Source organism: Alteromonas sp. ABH4_456, from assembly GCF_056160645.1.
The window spans coordinates 357,840-377,274 of record NZ_JBSWXO010000001.1 but is presented as its reverse complement, the minus strand read 5'-3'; the positions used below and the strand labels follow the sequence as shown (position 1 = coordinate 377,274).

The following is a 19,435-nucleotide window of genomic DNA, read 5'->3' as shown; positions in this document are numbered from 1 at the left end:
TTATGATGATTTCTCCGGTGGCATTGTTGCCTCCGGAGATTTCGCTGCAGCAAGAATTGCTGCAGCATTCTCCTGATCCACATTAAGGGCTGTAATAGGAAAGGGGATTACAATGCCTTCTTCATCAAAGCGCTTTTTCAGCATCTTGATGAATGCACTTTTGATAAAGAAGCGGTTAAAGTATTCTTTTGTTCTGAGCATCACGGTCAGGTTAATACTGGAATTATCAAAGGTGTGAAACAGCACAAACGGCTCGTAGGTTTCTACGCCGTATTCGTGGTGTTTTAACGTGTAATTCGCTACCTCCAGACAAATATCTTCCACCTTATCCAGGTCAGAATTATAGTGTACGCCCACTTCCACGGGCACTGACAATTCCCGCTCGGGATAGTAATAGTTAATCAGTTTTGAATTCGACAGTTTGCTGTTTGGCATGATCACAATGTTATTTGGCAGCATGCGCACCCATGTGGAACGCCAGCCAATTTTTTCTACAAAGCCCTGTTCACCTGAATCCAGCTCAATAAAGTCACCGATGCGGATAGGTTTATCCACGACCAGTTGCAAGCCGGAGAAGAAGTTTTCCAGAGTAGGCTGAAGGGCCAGAGCCACTGCCAGAGAAGTGATTCCCAGTGACGCAATGACCGGCGTAATAGACACGCCCATGGTGCTTAAAATTATCAGCAGAGCCAGTGACGCCAGTATGGCGCGGATTGCGCCGCCGGCAATGCCGCTGCTATTTTTAACCAGCGTGGACTGGTTTTGGTACCGCCTTAATGAATAAGTGAAGAAGCGCTCAAAAAACAGAAACAACGTGAGGATCAGACCGGCCTTCACCACGTGATCCACAATGGCTGCAATGTCTTTGTCTATGATACCGGGCCATATGAGCAGAAACCGGCCGAGTACAATAATAACAAGGAAGATAAACAGGGTAAGAGGCGCATCCAGAGACAGCACAAGTATGCGGTAAATGCCTGCCATGGAGCTGTCCTGAGAGCGGGCTTTCCGGGTTAGCCGCACCAGGATAATGCGTTTGGCGATGAAGAGTAGTGCAATGACACACAACAGTGCGCCCAGGGTCATTGCTTCCTGAGTCTTAAGAAATGCAGGTATCGTCATATTGAAGGACTTCCGGCAATAGCAGAACAGGTTTGTTTACTGCTTTTGCCGGTAAACGGTGCAAAAGCTGCACCATTCTCTGATAAGTCCGGTAAGTCACGCCCGTTAACGGACGGTTAAATCGCACCTACTTCAATTTTGGAGCCGTCAGTTAACCGTGATAAACGATATGCGGTAGCATCTACCTCAGGGGTATTGTTTACTACCAAATCGGCGGCAACTTTTGCCAGTCCCGGCCCGAGGCCGAACCCATGCCCTGAACAGCCTGCTGCAAGATAAAAACCTTCCGGGCCATCGACTTCGGACATTACCGGAATGGCATCCGGTGTACAGTCTACATAACCACCCCAGCTTTCGCCGATTTCCATGTCTGCCAGTTCAGGAAAAATGGTTCTGACCGCATGTAAAGTCTTTTCCAGATTACTTTTAACGGGTGCCGGGTCCAGAATCCGGTGTTTTTCCATGGGAGACATCTGTGAGTTTTTCCAGCGGTTGATTGCTTCAGGGCCGGAGAAAAATGAGCTGCCGATCCCGGCCTGAACCGCTTTTAAACGCTTGATAAACATGGGCATAAAGGGTTTGGAAAAACGTATGCCCTGAGGGGTAAACTCAAGCAGTGCCGTGCCGCTGAGTGCCACGGTGTACGTGCCGTCCAGGCGACGGGTTAACGCCACGCCGGACGTGTAAATGGCTTCACCGATGTTCTTTATGGGTTTGGAGCGGAATGCGGTTTGTCTCACACTGGCCTGGGGAAAGATAATGCCGTGATGACGACAGAACATGGAAGCCCATGCTCCGGCAGCACACAGTACCCGCTGAGTTTGAATGGTGCCTTTTTCGGTGATGACACCGCTCACTTTACCGCTGGTGATATCTAAACCACGCGCTGCACAATTCTGATGTATGGTTGCACCCAGTGCCCGGGCGCCTTCCGCTATCATGGGGGCAGCGAGGGCAGGCTCACCTTTGCCGTCGTCAACAGAATGCACACCGCCCAGCCAGGTTCTGCCATTGGCCGGTATTTTTTCATTGGCTTCTGCTGCACTCAGCATTCGGGTGTTCACATCGAACTGTTTTGCCGTTTCACGCCAGGCATCCCATTCAGCCAGCTGCTGAGGATCGTCGGTGGCATACATTAAACCGCAGCGTCTGAAACCGAGATCTTCTCCAATATCACGTGACAATTCGTCCCACAGGCGCATGGAGAGGCCTGATGTGGGCAACTCCCGGGCATCACGGTTTTGCTGGCGGCACCAGCCCCAGTTACGGCTGGATTGTTCTGCGCCAACCCGTCCTTTTTCTACCAGCGCAACGCGGTAGCCTTGTTTAGCCAGAAAATAGGCGGCTGACGAACCAATAATACCGCCACCGATGATCACCACATCGGCGTGTGAAGGTAAGGTGTCATCGCTGGCAATGTGCTTTAACTGTGGAGACATGCTTCTTCCAATTTTATCAGGTTAACGTGATAATGTTATTCGGGTTGTGCGTAGCCGACGATGGCTTTGGTTTCCAGATATTCTTCTAACCCTTCCACGCCGTATTCACGGCCTGTACCGGATTGTTTGTACCCACCAAAAGGCGCTTGCGGGTCCCAGGCCGGATAGTTGATGTGCACCTGACCGCTGCGGATTTTTCTTGCGACCTTACGGGCCATCGTCAGATCCTGTGACTGTACATGTGCGCCCAGCCCGTAAACGGTGTCGTTTGCGATTAAAACGGCTTCTTCCAGTGAATCGTAGGGGATTAAGCAAATCACCGGACCGAAAATTTCTTCCTGTGCAATGGCCATGTTGGTGGTGACATCACTGAATACTGTCGGTCTGGCGAAATAGCCTGTTGGAAGATGGTCAGGTGTTCCGGTGCCGCCAACAATGCAACGTGCTCCTTCGTCTAACCCTTTTTGAATCATTGTCTGCACCCGGTCGAACTGCGCTTTATTGGCAAGGGGGCCGTGGGTCGCATCCTCATTGTCTGCCACATCCAGAATAAACCCGTTCACCGCAGTAACCGCTAACGCTTCCACTTCCTCAAGGCGTTCACGGGGAACCAGCATACGGGTAGGTGCGCTGCAGGACTGTCCGCAGTTTCGCATGCCGGCGGCAATACCAGCCGGTACTGCAGTAATAAAATCCGCATCCGGTAACAGCAGGTTCGGTGACTTACCGCCCAGTTCCTGTGCGACACGTTTCACTGTTTTCGCCGCAGCCTGTGCCACCAGAATGCCGGCCCGGGTTGAGCCGGTGATAGAAATCATGTCCACATCGTTATGTTCAGACAGGGCTGTACCTACCACAGCACCATCACCATTCACTAAATTAAACACGCCGGCCGGAAACCCTGCTTCATGAACCGCCTGTGCAAAAGCAAGGGCGCTTAAAGGAGACAGTTCACTGGGCTTTAACACCACGGTACAACCGGCTGCCAGTGCCGGGGCGACTTTGGCAGTGATTTGATACAACGGCCAGTTCCAGGGCGTTATTAGTGCAGCTACCCCAATGGGCTCTTTAACGATGGCTGTGGTGCCGCGTAACTGTGTGAACGGGTAGCGCTGTAGATTATCCCGCGCTGTCTGGATATGAGCTTTGGCCAGAGGCACCTGAGCATTCCGTGCATAGGTGAGCGGTGCACCCATTTCCGCAGAAATCAATCTGGCAAAAGATTCTGCCATCATATCAAATTGTGCCAGCAGCCCGTCCAGCAGCGCAAGGCGTTGTTCAGCAGTTGTTTCAGACCAGCTCTCAAAGGTGGCCCGGGCAGCGTCGACGGCGCTGTCGACATCCTGCTGACTACCCATCCGGACAGACGTTAACACTGATTCATCAGACGGGTTGATAACATCCACACAGGCTGTGCCTTGTGTGTCGACCCAGGCGCCATTGATGTAGCTTTGTGAAACAGGTAAATCCTGAATAAGAGAGGAGGTTGCCACTTGCATAAGAAATCCGGCTGAATACTGATGGTGAAAAGTCTACCTGTTTTACAAAAGCATAGGTTGCCGCAGATAACTATGTCACAGCAAAAAATGTTGCTGCAGACTCACTAAACACGTCGAATGCGCTGTAAGAGATACGGTAAACTGTGTGAAACAGCAAAGTATACCGCAGCGGAGTAACCCATGGGCACCAGCAATTCCATCGATGATTTGATACCGTCGTTAGTCACTTTCAGACGGGATATTCATCAGCATCCTGAACTGGCTTATAAAGAGTACCGCACCGCTGAAAAAGTGGCTGAGGCTTTACGCGCACTGGGTTTAGACGTCACGACAGATATCGGCGGAACAGGCATTGTGGCTTCTCTGAAAAAAGGCTACGGAAAGAAAACGCTGGGGTTGCGCGCCGATATGGATGCGCTGCCAATTCAGGAAAATACCGGTTTACCTTATGCGAGTTGCCACGACGGTGTATTCCACGGTTGCGGCCATGACGGACACACCGCCATGTTGCTCGGTGCGGCACAACAGCTCAGCCGAGCCGGCAATTTTAACGGCACTGTCCGGTTTATTTTTCAGCCTGCTGAAGAAGGCAAGGCCGGTGCCAGAGCCATGATTAAAGACGGGCTGTTTGAACGTTTCCCCTGCGACAGGGTGTACGCTTTGCATAACTGGCCGGATTTACCCGCAGGCACCATTGCTACCCGTCCCGGCCCGATTATGGCGGCGGCAGACAAATTTGAGATCACGGTATCAGGCAAAGGCGGCCACGCCGCATTACCTCACCAGACACCTGATGCCATTCTTACGGCCAGTGAGTTAGTCAGTCAGCTCAACACCATCGTTGCCAGGCGTATTCCTGCAACAGCAACGGCTGTAGTATCGGTGACCCGCATAGAGGGCGGGCATTCTCATAATGTGTTACCGGCCAAAGTCTGTATTACCGGTACCGTACGCACGTTTGATCCCGAGGTACAAAATGCCATCGAACAGTCGATGCAGCAGATCATAGAAGGGACAGCGAGGGCCAGCGGTACTGATATTAAACTCGAGTACGACCGCTACTACCCGGCAACCATCAATCATCAGCAGGCAGCAGAAGATGCGCTTGTGGCGGCCAGTTCAGCAGGAAAGGCCCTTGAAGCACCGGAAGCAGCATTTACTTCTGAGGACTTTTCTTTCATGCTGCAAGCCTGTGAAGGCGCGTATATCTGGTTAGGGCAGGGTAAAGCTGACAAGCATGTTCCGTTGCATCATCCTGAGTTCGACTTCAATGATGATGTGCTGGCAACCGGCGTTTCTCTGCATTGCGCGCTGGCGGAGCAATATCTGCGGTGACAGGCAGTGTTTTCAACATAACATGCTTGTTGAGAAGTATTATCATTTACGAAAGTTGATTGAAAAACGCAGGTACTTAGTTTTTGCGTTTGTCCCCATCAGGCAGAGGATGTAACTATGACGGGAACCCCATTCACAGTCAGACCCATGCAGGCAACGGATTTACCGGTTTGCTTATCATTTACGCAGGCCGTAAAGTGGCCGCACCGCGATATCGACTGGCAACTGCATTATGAAACCGGTAACGGCAGCGTAATAACCGGTGAGAATGATGACATCGTTGGTTGTATTCTGTGGTGGGATTACGACAACTGCGCCACCGTAGGTCTTGTGGTTGTGCCGGACCATATGCAGGGACAAGGTCTCGGCCGCCGGCTGATGAACACAGTGATGTCACAGGCAGGTGACAGAACATTGATGCTGGTAGCAACCGAAGCGGGTAAGCGCCTGTACGAACAGTGCGGCTTTTCAGTCACAGATAACGTCACTCAGGTGCAGGGGACATTAACGGGGTTACCCCCGAAACCTGATGTGCCGGATGTTATATCATCCATGCAACAGGATGATATTCAAGATGTTTTTTCTTTCGATGCCCTTGCTTATCAGTGTGATCGCAGTAAACTGCTCGGAAGCTTCTTCTCGCTGGCCCAGGGTGTGTTAGCGAGAGACGGTGACGCCCTGACAGGCTTTGCTTTTTTACGTACCAGTGGCCGTGGGCAGACAATCGGCCCCGTGGTAGCGGCATCTGAAGATGTGGCGAAAGCGCTTATTCTCACATTACTTGAAAATGTTGATGGCTTTGTACGTTTCGACTTAACCGGCTGTGCAGAAGCAGTGAAAACCTGGCTCATTGATGCAGGACTTCAGCAAGTCGATTATGTATGCGTAATGCAAAAAGGTGAAAAGTCACAGGGTGACGGCTCCCGTAAAGTGTTTGCTTTAGCCTCACAGGCGTTTGGCTAAAAATTTGATGAGAAGGCTCAGTGTGGTTTCAACCCGGTTAAGATCGTTGATAGTCGTTCTGCTTATGGCATTTTGTTGTCAGAGCATGGCGTCGGCGTTTGATAATCACGAAGCCCATCAGTCAGGAACTGAACACCTGACTTTCGAGCATGGTCACGACGACAATGCCGGCGGTGATGTGAGTTTTTCTCAATCCTTTGATATCAGTGAAGATGGCGGTGGGTTCGACTGCCATCATTGTTGCCACTGTCACGGTGGTCATCATGTTTTCCTGCCCGTGGTGTTATCATCATTGTATGTAGATGCAATCAAACACCAGTCCCGTGGCAACCCTTCTTCAGCCGGTGACGGCTACCTTTCCAACCTGTTAAGGCCTCCTATTTCTGCTTAATTCCGGCGCAATCACAGCGCCTGTTTACAGCTCTGTTGATGTCAACAGACAGCGTTAATAACCGAATTAAGAGAAAGAAAGACTATGCAAAAACGTGTCACTACGGCTGCGCGTGTTGTCGCAACCTGTGCATTCATGATTGTTTATCCGTCTGCGTCTGCCACTGGATCTGCAGACTGGGCCAGTATGACCCTGAGCACCATAAACGAAAACCCGCAGTTACAGGCGCAACAGCGTGCGGTGTCAGCGAACCGGTATGGGCGTAAAGCCGCATCCCTGCCTCTTTTTAACCCTGAACTGCAAACCAGTGTGGAGCGGGAAGGGGACGAAACCAACTATCAAATCGGACTGTCCTCGCAGATTGACTGGTGGGATGTAAAACAAACCCGTACTGATGTGGCAGAGGCGCAGTTCTCACTCGCAGAGGCTGAGCTTTTCGCTTTGACAAATCAGCTGCTTGCCCGGCTGGTTGATGCGCAGCTTAATGGCTATCTGGCGCGCAAAGCGCTGGCGCTGGCATCGGAGCAGGTGAGCCGTGATTACGCCATGTTGTCTTTATCTGAGCGGCAACTGGCAGCGGGTGAGATTGCACAAACCGATGTTGCCATTGCGAAGGCTATTCTGGCTGACAGCCTGGTGTGGGAAGGTGAAGCCAGCTTTGCTGTGTTGCAGGCAGAGCAAACACTGGAACAACTTGGTGTGAGAGACATGGGTTTTCCCGTCATTCCGGATGCTGTCTGGCAAGATGAGCCGGCGTTACTGCCGGGAAGTGACATTATGACTTTGCCGCAATCACAGGTTGCCCGGTTCAGCTGGCTGGTGGCAAAGCAACAGGCCGCGAACGAACGCCAGGGAAATAAACCCGTTCCGGTTATTGGTCTTGGCGCCGGAAAACAAGCCGGAGAAGGACTGGTTTCACTGAATGTGTCTGTGCCCCTGCAGTGGCGTAATGATTTCAGTGACGCTAATGCCGCCGCCAATGAGCTGGCGCTGTCGGCTGAACTGATGTTTAAAAATACCATACAGGCACAACAAAGTGCCGTGTCTCTGGCGTACAGGAATGCGCTCCAGCACCGTCAGCGCTTTCAGCGCTGGCAGCAGCTGTCAGCAGGTCAGCTTGATCAGCAATTCAGTGTGTTGCAATCCCGTTATGCGCAGGGTGATTTGAGCATGGCGGACTATCAGAATCAGATCACGCAGTTACGCCAGGGCAAACGGGCCGCACTGGCGCTGGAAGCCGCCTTTAAAGAAAGTCATCTCACCTGGTTGCAGGTCACTGCAAAATTACCCTCATTACTTACCGCAATGCCGGCAGACAAACCAGCCGCAGAAGGAACATAATAATGATTACATTAAGTCACTTATTCCGCTTTACGGGGTTATCGCTGTGTTGCACGGTATTTTCTCTGTCAGTCATACTTTTCTCTTTCACAGCGACAGCGCAGGAGCACAGCCACGCTGAAGAACATTCACACGAAGATGCGCGGGAGCATCAGGCTGAAAAGTATGATGAAGAAGATGGTCATGACGAAGATGGGCACGATGAAGACCATCATGATGAGCATGATGAGTCAGCAGCTGTTGTCTTGTCCGAGGCTCAACGGCAAATGGCAGGGATCCGTTTAGATACCTTAAACCTGCAAACACTAAATGCTTCTGCCTATGCGCCGGGGGAGATTAAAGCCAACGGTTATCAAAGTTACATCGTGTCGCCGCGGGTAAGCTCAGTGGTTACCACGCGGTATGCTGCGTTAGGTGAGCACGTGAAAGCAGGTCAGCCTCTGGTGGGCCTGTTCAGTGAAGAGATGGTGACCGCCCAGAGTGCACTGCAACAGGCGGCAACCGAATGGTTCCGGGTAAAGCTGCTTGGTCAGCAGGCGGTGGGAGAGAAGCGCTTTGTCAGTGCGCGGACGCAGTTCAATGCGGCAAGCCGCCGTTTAAAAGCGTTTGGTCTGCGTAACGATACCATTGATGCCATTGCCGGACAGGAAGACTATCCGCTGGGTGAATATACGCTCTCAGCGTTGTCTGACGGTGTGGTGATGCAGGACGAGTTTAATCAGGGCCAGCGTATCGATGCCGGCCAGTCCTTGATGCTGATTTCAGATGAAGCAAGATTATGGGTTGAAGCCCGGCTGCCTGCGCACAACGATCTGCCGCTGAAAATAGGCACGGAAGCGGTTGTCATGGCTGGCGGACTGCGGGCCATTGCTACCATCACTCAGGAAGCCCATACCATCGATCCGCAAACCCGCACACGGGTGGTAAGGATGGATCTGAATAACCTGCGCCATCAATTTCATGCCGGCATGTTTGCCGATATCTATTTTCAGTCACCTTTTGCTGAAAAGGTTCTTGCTGTGCCTGAGTCTGCGCTGATGCGTGATGCTGACGGTGAATGGCAAATATTTGTTGCCGGTGAGGACGGCACTTTGCAGGCACAAACCGTGACATTAGGTAAAAAATTCGGTGAGTTTCAGCAAATTTCCGGTGTTGAACCCGGAGTTACCTATGTGTCATCCGGTGCATTCTTTGTGGCATCTGAAATCGCTAAAGGCGGTTTCGACCCGCATAACCACTAGGAGAGCGCCGTGTTCAGTAACATGATTGATAATGTGGTGCGTCTGCGGGCACTGTTTTTACTTGCGCTCATTGCGCTATGCGGTTTTGCGGCCACCTTGGTACCGCAATTAAACCTTGATGCGTTTCCGGACGTTACCAATGTTCAGGTGGCAATTAATACTGAAGCGCCCGGCCTCGCTGCTGAAGAGGTTGAGCAACTCATTACGTATCCGGTTGAGGCTGTGATGTATGCGTTGCCCGATGTGGAAGAGGTGCGGTCCATTTCTAAAACCGGTTTGTCCGGTATTACGGTGGTATTTAAAGAAGGCACCGATATTTATTTTGCCAGACAACTGGTGTTTGAACGCCTGCAACTGGCGGCACAAATGATTCCGGAAGGTGTAGGGGAACCGGTTATCGGTCCGAATACGTCCGGGTTAGGACAGGTTTATCAGTATTTGCTGGTTGCAGAACCGGGCTCCGGTTATGACAGTAAAGCACTGCGCAGTTTGAATGACTACTTGCTGAAACTGTTGCTGATGCCGGTTGACGGGATCACTGACGTGTTGTCTTTCGGCGGTGAGGTTAGGCAGTACCAGGTAAACGTGTATCCGAACCGGCTGCTGTCTTACAACCTTACTCAACAGGACGTGATTAACGCGTTGGAGAAAAATAACAATAACGCCGGCGGCTGGTATCTGGACCGGGGGCCGGAACAGCTTGTTATCAGAGGGACCGGTTGGCTGGGCAGTGGCGAAGACGCACTGGCCGCCATGCGCCAGATCCCGCTGAAAAACGAGGGGCAGGCGCTGGTAACCGTAGGTGATGTGGCAAGTGTCGAAATGGGCGCCGAGATCCGCCAGGGCGCAGTAACCATGTCAGTCAAAGATGACAACGGCCGGCTCATCAATCGTGGTGAAGTGGTTTCAGGTGTTGTGCTGAAAAGAATGGGGGCCAACACCAACGCCACAATCAATGCGATTAATGCGCGGTTGCCCGTCATCGAAAAGGCCCTGCCGGAAGGTGTCACCTTTGAGCCTTATTACGATCAGGCTGACCTTATCCATCAGGCGGTCAGCACGGTGGTTCAGGCATTAATTCTGGCATTCTGCTTCATTGTTGTGGTTTTGGCCTTATTCCTGCTCAGCGCCCGCGCTACTTTCCTGGTGTTGCTGTCGATTCCGGTTTCCATAGCTTTCGCACTCAGTGTACTGAGTTTACTGGGTATTTCGGCAAACTTAATGTCGCTGGGCGGTGTTGCCGTGGCCATCGGTATGCTGGTAGATGGTTCGGTGGTGGTAGTTGAAAACCTGTATCAACGGCTGCGTGAACAGGCCGGAAAATCCATGGCGAATTCAGTGGTTATGGCCACCAAGGAAGTCGCCCGGCCTGTATTCTTCGCGACCTTGATCATTCTGGTGGTGTTTACCCCATTATTCAGCTTTGAAGGGGTGGAAGCTAAGTTGTTCCAGCCCATGGCCGTAGCCATTATGCTGGCACTGATTTGCGCGGTCATTGTGGCGCTGATTTTCGTACCCGTTCTGGCGACTTATGTGTTGTCATTCAGGCCCGTCAATGTGCGGGAAAACCGGGTTCTGAACAGTCTGGGAGTACGCTACAAATCGTTGCTTGAAAAAGCCATGCATAAACGAAAACTGCTCGTTGCCGGTATGGCGGCCTTGCTGGTGATCACTGCGTTCATTATTCCACGCCTGGGTACCGAATTCGCACCGGAGCTGGAAGAGGGGACAATTAATCTGCGGGTGACGCTGGCGCCGTCTGCCAGTTTACAAACCGCACTGGACGTTGCCCCGAAACTGGAAGCCTTATTGCTGGAATTTCCGGAAGTCACCTATGCGGTGAGTAAAATAGGCCGGGCCGAAATTGGTGGTGACCCTGAGCCGGTGAACAATATTGAAATCTATATCGGGTTAACGCCCCAATCGTCCTGGACAACGGCAGACACCCGTACCGGCCTGCAACAACACATGGAAGAAAAGCTGGAAATTCATCCGGGCTTACTCTTTAACTTCTCTCAACCCATTGCCACCCGTGTGGACGAACTGTTATCCGGCGTAAAAGCGCAGCTTGCCATCAAGTTGTTCGGTCCGGATCTTGCAGAACTCGCCAGGTATGGGCAGCAAATCAACGATGTGGTTGCGCAGGTTCCCGGAACACGGGATGTAGCGTTAGAGCAAATATCCGGCGAAGCCCAGCTGGTTATCCGTCCCGACAGGCGGGCGCTCAGCCAGTATGGTTTGAACGTGGCTGATGTGATGGCGCTGGTACAGCAGGGACTTGGCGGTCAGGAAGCAGGGCAAATTATTAACGGTAACGAGCGCTACGACATTATGGTGCGGTTTGCCAACCCCTATCGTGACAACATTCCCGCTCTGGAGGAATTACGCCTGTTATCTGCGCAAGGGGCGAGGGTACGCCTGAAAGATGTGGCAAGTATCGAAATTGAATCAGGCCCGCCTCAAATCCGCCGGGATGATGTTCAGCGGCGGGTGGTTATTCAGGCCAACGTGGAAGGCCGTGACATGGGCAGCGTGGTTGCTGATATCAGCCAGCAGATCGACGGCAAAGTGGTGTTACCCGCCGGATACACGGTGCAGATTGGTGGTCAGTTTGAAAACCAGCAGCGGGCCATGCAACGTTTGTCGGTGGTGGTGCCGTTATCACTGGTGCTCATTGCGCTGTTACTGTTCTTTGCGTTTAAGCGTGTGGATCAGGTGTTGCTTATTATGCTGAACGTGCCGCTGGCGGCTGTGGGTGGCGTGTTGTCATTGTTTGTCAGCGGGCATTATTTGTCTGTGCCGAGTTCAGTTGGCTTTATCACCTTGTTCGGGCTTGCAGTGCTTAATGGTGTGGTTATGGTGGAGAGCATCAATCAGCGCAGGCAGAGCGGTACAGATCTCAACCAAAGTGTACTGGCCGGTGCAGCTTCCAGATTGCGACCGGTTCTGATGACAGCAGCAACATCGGCACTGGGTCTTGTGCCCATGCTGCTGTCAAACGGTATTGGCGCTGAAATTCAGAAACCGTTAGCGTCGGTAATCGTTGGTGGTCTCATCACCAGCACACTGTTAACGCTGGTGGTTCTGCCCGTTTTCTATCCCTGGTTTATCCGTGACAATAAAGCTGAATCCTCACGATAACAGGTAAATAAAAACACCGGTGTGCAAAGCGCAGACCGGTGTTTTTCAAAGCAGCAGGTTCTTGTCCTTTTTACTGCTCAGGCTTTTTCAACATATCGTCATGGTCATCCATGTTCCAGGGCAATTCACCCGGGCTGTTGTCCAGAAAGTGTAGATAGTTTTCAAACTGGTCGAGGATATCTTTAACGATGTTGTCTTTTGCGTACCCGTAAATATCGTAAGACAAGCCACCACGGCGTAAAAATACCTCCGCACGGTAATATTTTTCCGACTCATCTTCTTCGGGTTTGAGCTCAGCGTAACTGAAGCCCGGTACAAGATGTTCGGTCATACGAATATCGTACACAAAATCTATGTGGTCGTGACGTTCAACCGTTAACCACGCACGGCTTAATTCCTCATCAAAGGTTACACCGGCATGCCATTCCTTCGATTTAAGCTCATCACGGACATCATTCATGGCAAGCACGACAGTATCCTTAATAAATTCATGCACGGTTTGTTTATCAGGATAATCCACCATAGACGCCAGGCGGCGTTGCCACTGGGAACCGCTACGGTTATTTTTGTTCAGCGTATGCGCCTGAAGACTGTTATTTCTGTAGCCCTCGATAACCAGAGCCCGCCACAAGCCGGTTGCTGCCAGCAGCATGATCACAGCAAAAGGCAGGGCACTGGCAATGGTCATGGTTTGCAGGGCACTCAGACCGCCGGCTAGCAACAGTACTGCGGCCACGGTCCCTTCCAGGAAGGCCCAGAATACACGTTGCCAAACCGGACTGTGAGGATTGCCGCCGGAAGCCAGCGAATCAATAACCAGCGAACCTGAATCTGATGAGGTGACAAAAAAGGTAATGATAAGCACCACAGTGAGCGCCGATAGTAACGACGATAACGGTAATTGATCGTATAGCTTGAACAATGCGATGGCATGGTTTGCCTGCACTTCGGAAATCAGACTGGTGACCCCCTCGTTCATAATGGCGTTGAGTGCTGTATCACCGAATACGGAAAACCATAAAAAGGTAAACAGGGTAGGTACAAGCATTACACCGACAACAAACTGACGGATAGTACGGCCACGGCTAATTTTGGCGATAAACATGCCCACAAAAGGCGCCCAGGCAATCGTCCAGCCGAAAATAAACAAGGTCCAGTTGCCAATCCAGTCACTGCGGCTGTACGCCTGAATATTAAATGTCCGGGCCACAATGCCGTTCAGGTAACTGCCGGTATTTTGTAAATAAGACTCGAGGATATGAACCGTCTCGCCAAGCACAAAAACAAAACTCATGAGAGAGACCGCCAGCACCATGTTCAGTATTGATAAGCGCTTTACACCTTTGTCCATCCCGGCAACAACCGATACCGTTGCTGCCAGTGTAATTACTGCAATGGTAATGATTTGCACGGTGGTATTGATGGGAATGTCTGAAGACAGATAGTTCAGCCCGGCATTAATTTGCGTTACTGAAAGGCCAAGGGTGGTGGCAATACCGAATAGCGTGCCCAGAATCGCGAAAATGTCTACGGCATGTCCGAGGGGACCATAAATTTTATCGCCGATAAGCGGGTACAGGGCCGAGCGGATAGACAAGGGCAGTCCGTGGCGAAATGCGAAATAAGCCAGCACCAGGCCTACAAGGCCGTAAATGGCCCAGATATGAAATCCCCAATGAAAGAAAGCAATTTGCATCGCCTGTTTAGCGGCATCAATAGTTTCCGGTGCGCCGGCCGGTGGCGAGGCATAATGCAAAACCGGCTCGGCAACGCCGAAGTAGAGAAGAGCAACGCCATACCCGGCTGAAAACAGCATGGCAAACCATTCAGGAAAACTGTATTGCGGTTCGGCGTGATCCGGCCCGAGTTTAATGTTTCCCCAACCCGAGGCCGCCACTGCCACAATGAACATAAGAAACAGTGCGACAGAGAGCATGTAAAACCAACCAAAGGTTTTAGTGATCCACGCTAACGTGCTGTCAAAGGCTTCTCCGGCTAATTCCGGATTACTGATGGTGCCGGCGACCAGCAACAAGATAATGGTAACAGCCGGTAAGAATACCGGAATGAGTATGGTGGAGCGGGTCGCCTTTTCTTTCATATCTTATCCTTAGCAATGACAGTGCATCTTCGTGCCTTTAAAGACAGCCTTCAGATGATGGGTACAGTGACGGGTAAGGATTAGTTCACCTCCTGATAACATTGCCGGTTTCACCTGTCGCGTCACAGCGTGTCAATACCTTCAGGATTTTCAGCGAAATAAGCAGATTTGACTGCAGATTTAACTATTTTATGCCTTCACACAGGAAGGGAAGAGCCTAATCTGCGGGAGGAGCCGGGATAGAATTTCTGCCAATAATTTACATGGAATCATTATGACTTTACTGAATACCGTTGAGCAGTCCCCTGCAGAAAAACCGGAAGAGCGTTTTGTGAATCCTGACATCCTTTTGGAAGGTAATCCGCTTTTGCAATTGTGGGCGCCTTACTTGTCAGCCTCTAAAAAAGTCAAAATTGGTGTGATGTCCGGCGAACCCGGTGTTAACCGTTCGGCAAAAAATGGCATGTTAGAGTTTTGCTACATGATTGAAGGTGAAATCGAACTCACTGAAGACGGTTGTGAGCCGAAGCGATACAGTGCCGGAGATACATTCTTCATGGAAGACGGTTACCGGGGGACGTGGCGGACTATAGAAACTTATAAAAAAGTGTATGTGTGTGTATATAACGACGAGCAATAAAACGTAAGCGCCTGCACTTTACTTTAAAGTCCCTTTATCGGGGACTTAAGCCTGCTCTCTTTCAAACGTCCAGCCGTTACCTTCAAATTTCAGCAAGAAATTTTCAGCATTAGCACTGGAGTGTAATGATACCTTCAGCAGGTTGGCGTTTAACGATAAAAACTCAATGGTGCCTGAATCGGAAAGCGTGGCCTTGATGTGACCGGTTTTCAGGTTGCTGTTAAACTCTTTAATATGCAGTAGTTTCTTTTTGCAGAAAAAAGAGATCCCGTCCAGAACTGACATCTGCTTATTTCTCTCAACAGTATAACTTCCCATAGAACAACCTCTGTATTGCCGTCATTTGATTCTGGCAGCAAGTTTGTCTGTGCGCCACTATACTTTCAGACGAAGAGGTATGCCTTGCGAAGCAACGTTTTAGCGCACTATACGTTTTTTGGTTGTTGAGCGTTCAAACAAGTCACCAGGCTGATTGGCGGCCTTAATTTCCCTTTTTCTTATCTATTTGAGTGTCGGTGTGTTAGCGTGATTCCCCATTTTAGACTTTTGTCTAATAAAATCTCTTTGCAGAGGGGTATCGATGCAAACACAAAATTCGTCATTTTCATTTCAACGTTGTGAAGATGAACCCATTCATATCCCTGAAACTATTCAGAGTTACGGCTTTCTCATCGCGTTCGGAAAAGAGACGTTAGATGTAACGATAGTCAGTGAGAATATAAATAATCTGTTCATTGACTCCATTACCGGTAAAGCCTTTCTGGCTTTGCTCTCGCCGGAAACTGACAGTAAATCATTCCTGACGGATACCTTTGAGCGTGTCTCAAAAAGCAATATCAGGCTGCCTATTAAGATACGGTTAAATGAAAAGTTGCTTTGTGAAGGGGCCGAAGCCGAATATCTTGCGGTAGTTTATAACAGTGGCGATCACTATGTGGTTGAACTGGAACCGGCTACTGAATTCCGTGATACGTACAGTGCAGAGCAGTTTATTAAACTGTATTCCATGTCTGTGGCTCCCCGTTTTAAAGAAATGTCCACGTTAAATGAAATGGCGGCGGAAATGGTATCAACTATCCGCTACCTCACCAACATGGACAGAGTAGTACTGTATAAGTTTAATGACGATTTTTCCGGTAAGGTAATCGCAGAAGCAAAAGCGGAAGATATGTCTTCATATCAGGACCTCTATTTTCCGGCTACTGATATTCCCAAACAGGCGAGGGAGCTCTATAAAACTAATTGGGTTCGTCTGACACCGGATACAGAATTACCTGCCTCTGAACTCATCCCGTCGCGTTTAGAAACCGGCCGTGAACCGCTGGATTTAACCCGCTCTCTGCTGCGTCGTTTTTCTCCAATTCATTTGCAGTACATTCGCAATCAGGGCCTTCGGGCATCTTTTTCCGTCTCACTGGTAACCGAAGGCGAACTGTACGGACTGATATCCTGCCATCACCGTGAACCCTGCTATATTCCTCAGGATGTGCGCCTGCAATGTGAGAACTTAAGTCAGTTGTTCAGCTGGCATTTGCGGGCGAAGGAAGAAGAAATTGCCCGTATTAAAAAAGAAGAAACGGATAAAGCCGTTGATTTGATGCTGGATAAAATCGGCCCGTCAAACCCTATTGGCAGAGTCGTGAAAAGTGGTGAGAAAGCGTTTCTCGATGCGTTAAATTCAGATGGCTTTCTGTATTTCTCTCAGTACGAAACCATCTCTTTAGGTAACGTTTTGCCCATTGAACTGGTTAAATCTATTTTTACTAAGGTTAGTCACAGTTACGGCTTTCCCTATACCAATGACCATCTCTATGAAGAGTGGCCGGAAGCCCGGGAGCATGGGATCGCCGGGATCATGATTATCCCGTTGTTCGAAAAGAAACGCTACTTTACGGCATGGTTCCGGAAGGAAACGACGCGTATTCAGCGTTGGGTTGGTGTTGAAAATGAAAAAGACGAAGATGCACCTAAAGAGGAGCGGTTAAAACCCAGAACCTCTTTTGCCGTGAACGAACGTCGTATTAACGGGTATTCACATGCCTTCGACAAAGCCGATATTGAAACAGCAAACCGGCTGAATCGTATGTTCCTGGTGTACGCACTGGATGTGCAGGAAAAAATGCATATCAGTATTCAGGAGCTCGAAAAACAGGATCGCTACCGCAACGAATTCCTCGCTACGCTGGCCCATGAATTGCGCAATCCGTTAGGGCCGATTACGTCCGGTGCCAGTATCCTGGAATCCGTAGACGACGAAGCCACCAGAAAGCGTGTGACAGCCATTATAAGTCGTCAGGCAAACTACATGTCCAAATTGGTCAACGACCTCATGGATGTGTCGCGGATCACGCAGGGGAAAGTAAAACTGGAGTTCGAAAAACTACTTATTCATGAAGTGATTTCCCAGTCACTGGAAATGGTCAACGAACATCTTGCTGCTAAAAATCATCATATTGATGTGGAATACCCGAATGAGCATGTTACTGTTTACGGCGATAAAGCAAGGCTCAGCCAGATATTCTCCAATATCATTCATAATGCTGCCAAATATACAGAAGATGGCGGACATATTCGCATCCTGGTGCGGGGAGAAGGCTCACTGGTTGTAGTGGAAATTGCCGATAATGGCATGGGGATCCCTCAGGAACGGCTGGGAGATGTGTTTAATATGTTCACGCAAATTGAAGCCCATTCTACCCATACTAAGGGCGGGCTGGGGATCGGTCTGACTCTGGTGAGCAAGCTTGTGGCTCTGCACCATGGCGATATCCGCGTAGAAAGTGAAGGCACGGGCAAGGGGAGCACCTTCTTTATCCGTCTTCCAATTTCGCGTATTGCCTATGATGAAACCACCGTGGGTTCTGACGAAGATGAGGTCACGTTAGAAACCAGGGTAATGTTTGTCGACGATAATGCAGACCTTGTTGATACCTATTGCATGCTGGCCGAGTCCATGGGATACAAAACCAAAGGCGTGTCAGACCCGACTAAAGCGCTGGAAACATTCAGGGTTTTCAGGCCCAACTGTGTGTTTTTAGATATCGGCATGCCCGGCATTGACGGCTATGAATTATGTAAGGTGCTGAAGATTCAGCCGGAGGCGTATCAGGTTAAGTTTTATTCTCAAAGTGGGTGGGGATCAGACCGCTATCTGGAAGACTCCAAAAACGCCGGTTTTGAAAAACACCTGGTTAAACCCCTTACCAAAGATGTAATTAAAACTGCCGTGGAATCCTGAATTTTCCGCTTAGTTTGAAGAGGGGACTCTTTTCAAATTATTACATGCAGGCAGGGCTAATAGCCTTGCCTGCAATCCACTTCCCCTTCCATAGGTTCATCATTAAGCCAGCGTTTTATGTTATCAACAAGCTGCAAAGCAGCAGTGTCATTGCGGGTCGATGAAGCGATGTGGGGGGTAATATGAATTTTTGGATGCGCCCAGAACGGGTGGGATTCCGGTAGCGGCTCTTTTTCAAATACATCCAGAACGGCGTAATTCAAATGCCCGCTTTCCAGTAAGGCCAGCAAATCCTTTTCAACCAGATGGCCACCCCGACCGGTGTTGATCAATGACGCGCCGGCCGGTAGTGCCGACAACGTGTCATGATTCAGAATGCCCCGTGTCTGCTCTGTGAGTGGCAGTAAACAAACCAGCACATGACATCCGGAAAGGAACGCAGGAAGACTTTCTTCACCGTGAAATGTCGTGATCCCCGGTAAGTTTTTAGCGCTTTTGCTCCAGCCTCTTACCGTAAAGCCCAGTCCGGAAAGCATGGTGGCGACTTCATTGCCCAGATTTCCCAGGCCCAGAATACCCACTGTGCATTCATGTGGCAGGGCCACAGGCAGGGGAGACCAGGTTGTTCGTTGTTGCGCCTGTGCATAGTCCATATGTTGCCTGTGCAGCATTAACACGGCAGAGGCAACATAAGTTTTCATTTGCTGAGCAATGGCCGGATCGACCATTCTTACCAGCTTTATATCAGAAGAAAGTGATGCCGGAGAGAACTGGTCTACCCCGGCACCAACGGAGAAAATCGCTTTCAAATTTGTAAACCGCGACAACGCATTTTCCGGCAGCGTCCAGGTGACAATGCCGTCCACGGCGCTATCATCGGGCACATCCGGCCAAGTCAACCAGTTTACTTCCGGTAACGCGTCAGCCATTGCTGCTTGCCAGCATTCTCCGCGGGCGGCGGGTCCTTTATAAAGTAGCGTCAGC

The 19,435-nt window shown here is 50.3% G+C and carries 14 protein-coding genes; 8 read left to right on the top strand and 6 right to left on the bottom strand.

What is annotated here, in order from left to right; genetic code table 11:
* The 3 genes from ACXAG2_RS01720 to ACXAG2_RS01710 all read right to left on the bottom strand — a co-directional run bounded on the left by ACXAG2_RS01720 (position 1) and on the right by ACXAG2_RS01710 (position 4,060).
* Entirely contained in the window at positions 1 to 1,086 is a 1,086-nt protein-coding gene (locus tag ACXAG2_RS01720; protein ID WP_474864442.1) for a mechanosensitive ion channel family protein, read from the bottom strand.
* 152 nt (positions 1,087 to 1,238) lie between these two features.
* Entirely contained in the window at positions 1,239 to 2,561 is a 1,323-nt protein-coding gene (locus ACXAG2_RS01715) for an NAD(P)/FAD-dependent oxidoreductase (protein ID WP_474864116.1), read from the bottom strand.
* Between the two features lie 35 nt (positions 2,562 to 2,596).
* The gene (locus ACXAG2_RS01710; protein WP_474864114.1) at positions 2,597 to 4,060 is read right to left on the bottom strand and encodes an aldehyde dehydrogenase family protein; all 1,464 of its coding nucleotides are present in this window, start codon (positions 4,058 to 4,060) and stop codon (positions 2,597 to 2,599) included.
* 180 nt (positions 4,061 to 4,240) lie between these two features.
* On the opposite strand from ACXAG2_RS01710, the gene ACXAG2_RS01705 reads away from it, so the two are divergent.
* The 6 genes from ACXAG2_RS01705 to ACXAG2_RS01680 all read left to right on the top strand — a co-directional run bounded on the left by ACXAG2_RS01705 (position 4,241) and on the right by ACXAG2_RS01680 (position 12,472).
* On the top strand, positions 4,241 to 5,395 hold the full coding sequence (locus ACXAG2_RS01705) for a M20 aminoacylase family protein (RefSeq protein ID WP_474864112.1): 1,155 nt from the start codon (positions 4,241 to 4,243) through the stop codon (positions 5,393 to 5,395).
* Between the two features lie 117 nt (positions 5,396 to 5,512).
* On the top strand, positions 5,513 to 6,358 hold the full coding sequence (locus ACXAG2_RS01700) for a GNAT family N-acetyltransferase (RefSeq protein ID WP_474864110.1): 846 nt from the start codon (positions 5,513 to 5,515) through the stop codon (positions 6,356 to 6,358).
* Between the two features lie 46 nt (positions 6,359 to 6,404).
* The gene (locus ACXAG2_RS01695; protein WP_474864108.1) at positions 6,405 to 6,749 is read left to right on the top strand and encodes a hypothetical protein; all 345 of its coding nucleotides are present in this window, start codon (positions 6,405 to 6,407) and stop codon (positions 6,747 to 6,749) included.
* Between the two features lie 84 nt (positions 6,750 to 6,833).
* Positions 6,834 to 8,090, top strand: a complete 1,257-nt coding sequence (locus ACXAG2_RS01690) for a TolC family protein (protein WP_474864106.1) — start codon at positions 6,834 to 6,836, stop codon at positions 8,088 to 8,090.
* Between the two features lie 2 nt (positions 8,091 to 8,092).
* On the top strand, positions 8,093 to 9,331 hold the full coding sequence (locus ACXAG2_RS01685) for an efflux RND transporter periplasmic adaptor subunit (protein ID WP_474864104.1): 1,239 nt from the start codon (positions 8,093 to 8,095) through the stop codon (positions 9,329 to 9,331).
* 9 nt (positions 9,332 to 9,340) lie between these two features.
* Positions 9,341 to 12,472 (top strand): efflux RND transporter permease subunit, encoded by a 3,132-nt coding sequence (locus ACXAG2_RS01680; protein WP_474864102.1) that lies wholly within the window; start codon positions 9,341 to 9,343, stop codon positions 12,470 to 12,472.
* A 70-nt stretch (positions 12,473 to 12,542) separates the two neighbouring features.
* Here the strand turns inward: ACXAG2_RS01680 and ACXAG2_RS01675 are convergent, their stop codons facing one another.
* Complete coding sequence (locus tag ACXAG2_RS01675) at positions 12,543 to 14,573, bottom strand: BCCT family transporter (RefSeq protein ID WP_474864100.1); 2,031 nt, start codon at positions 14,571 to 14,573, stop codon at positions 12,543 to 12,545.
* Between the two features lie 274 nt (positions 14,574 to 14,847).
* On the opposite strand from ACXAG2_RS01675, the gene ACXAG2_RS01670 reads away from it, so the two are divergent.
* Positions 14,848 to 15,213, top strand: a complete 366-nt coding sequence (locus ACXAG2_RS01670; RefSeq protein ID WP_303574058.1) for a cupin domain-containing protein — start codon at positions 14,848 to 14,850, stop codon at positions 15,211 to 15,213.
* Between the two features lie 45 nt (positions 15,214 to 15,258).
* Here the strand turns inward: ACXAG2_RS01670 and ACXAG2_RS01665 are convergent, their stop codons facing one another.
* Entirely contained in the window at positions 15,259 to 15,531 is a 273-nt protein-coding gene (locus ACXAG2_RS01665; protein ID WP_303574057.1) for a hypothetical protein, read from the bottom strand.
* A 262-nt stretch (positions 15,532 to 15,793) separates the two neighbouring features.
* On the opposite strand from ACXAG2_RS01665, the gene ACXAG2_RS01660 reads away from it, so the two are divergent.
* Positions 15,794 to 18,451, top strand: coding sequence for an ATP-binding protein (locus ACXAG2_RS01660; protein WP_474864098.1), 2,658 nt, complete (start codon positions 15,794 to 15,796; stop codon positions 18,449 to 18,451).
* A gap of 56 nt (positions 18,452 to 18,507) precedes the next feature.
* Here the strand turns inward: ACXAG2_RS01660 and ACXAG2_RS01655 are convergent, their stop codons facing one another.
* A complete protein-coding gene (locus tag ACXAG2_RS01655; protein WP_474864096.1) occupies positions 18,508 to 19,380 on the bottom strand; it encodes a 2-hydroxyacid dehydrogenase in 873 nt (290 codons plus the stop codon).
* Positions 19,381 to 19,435 lie beyond the last annotated feature (55 nt).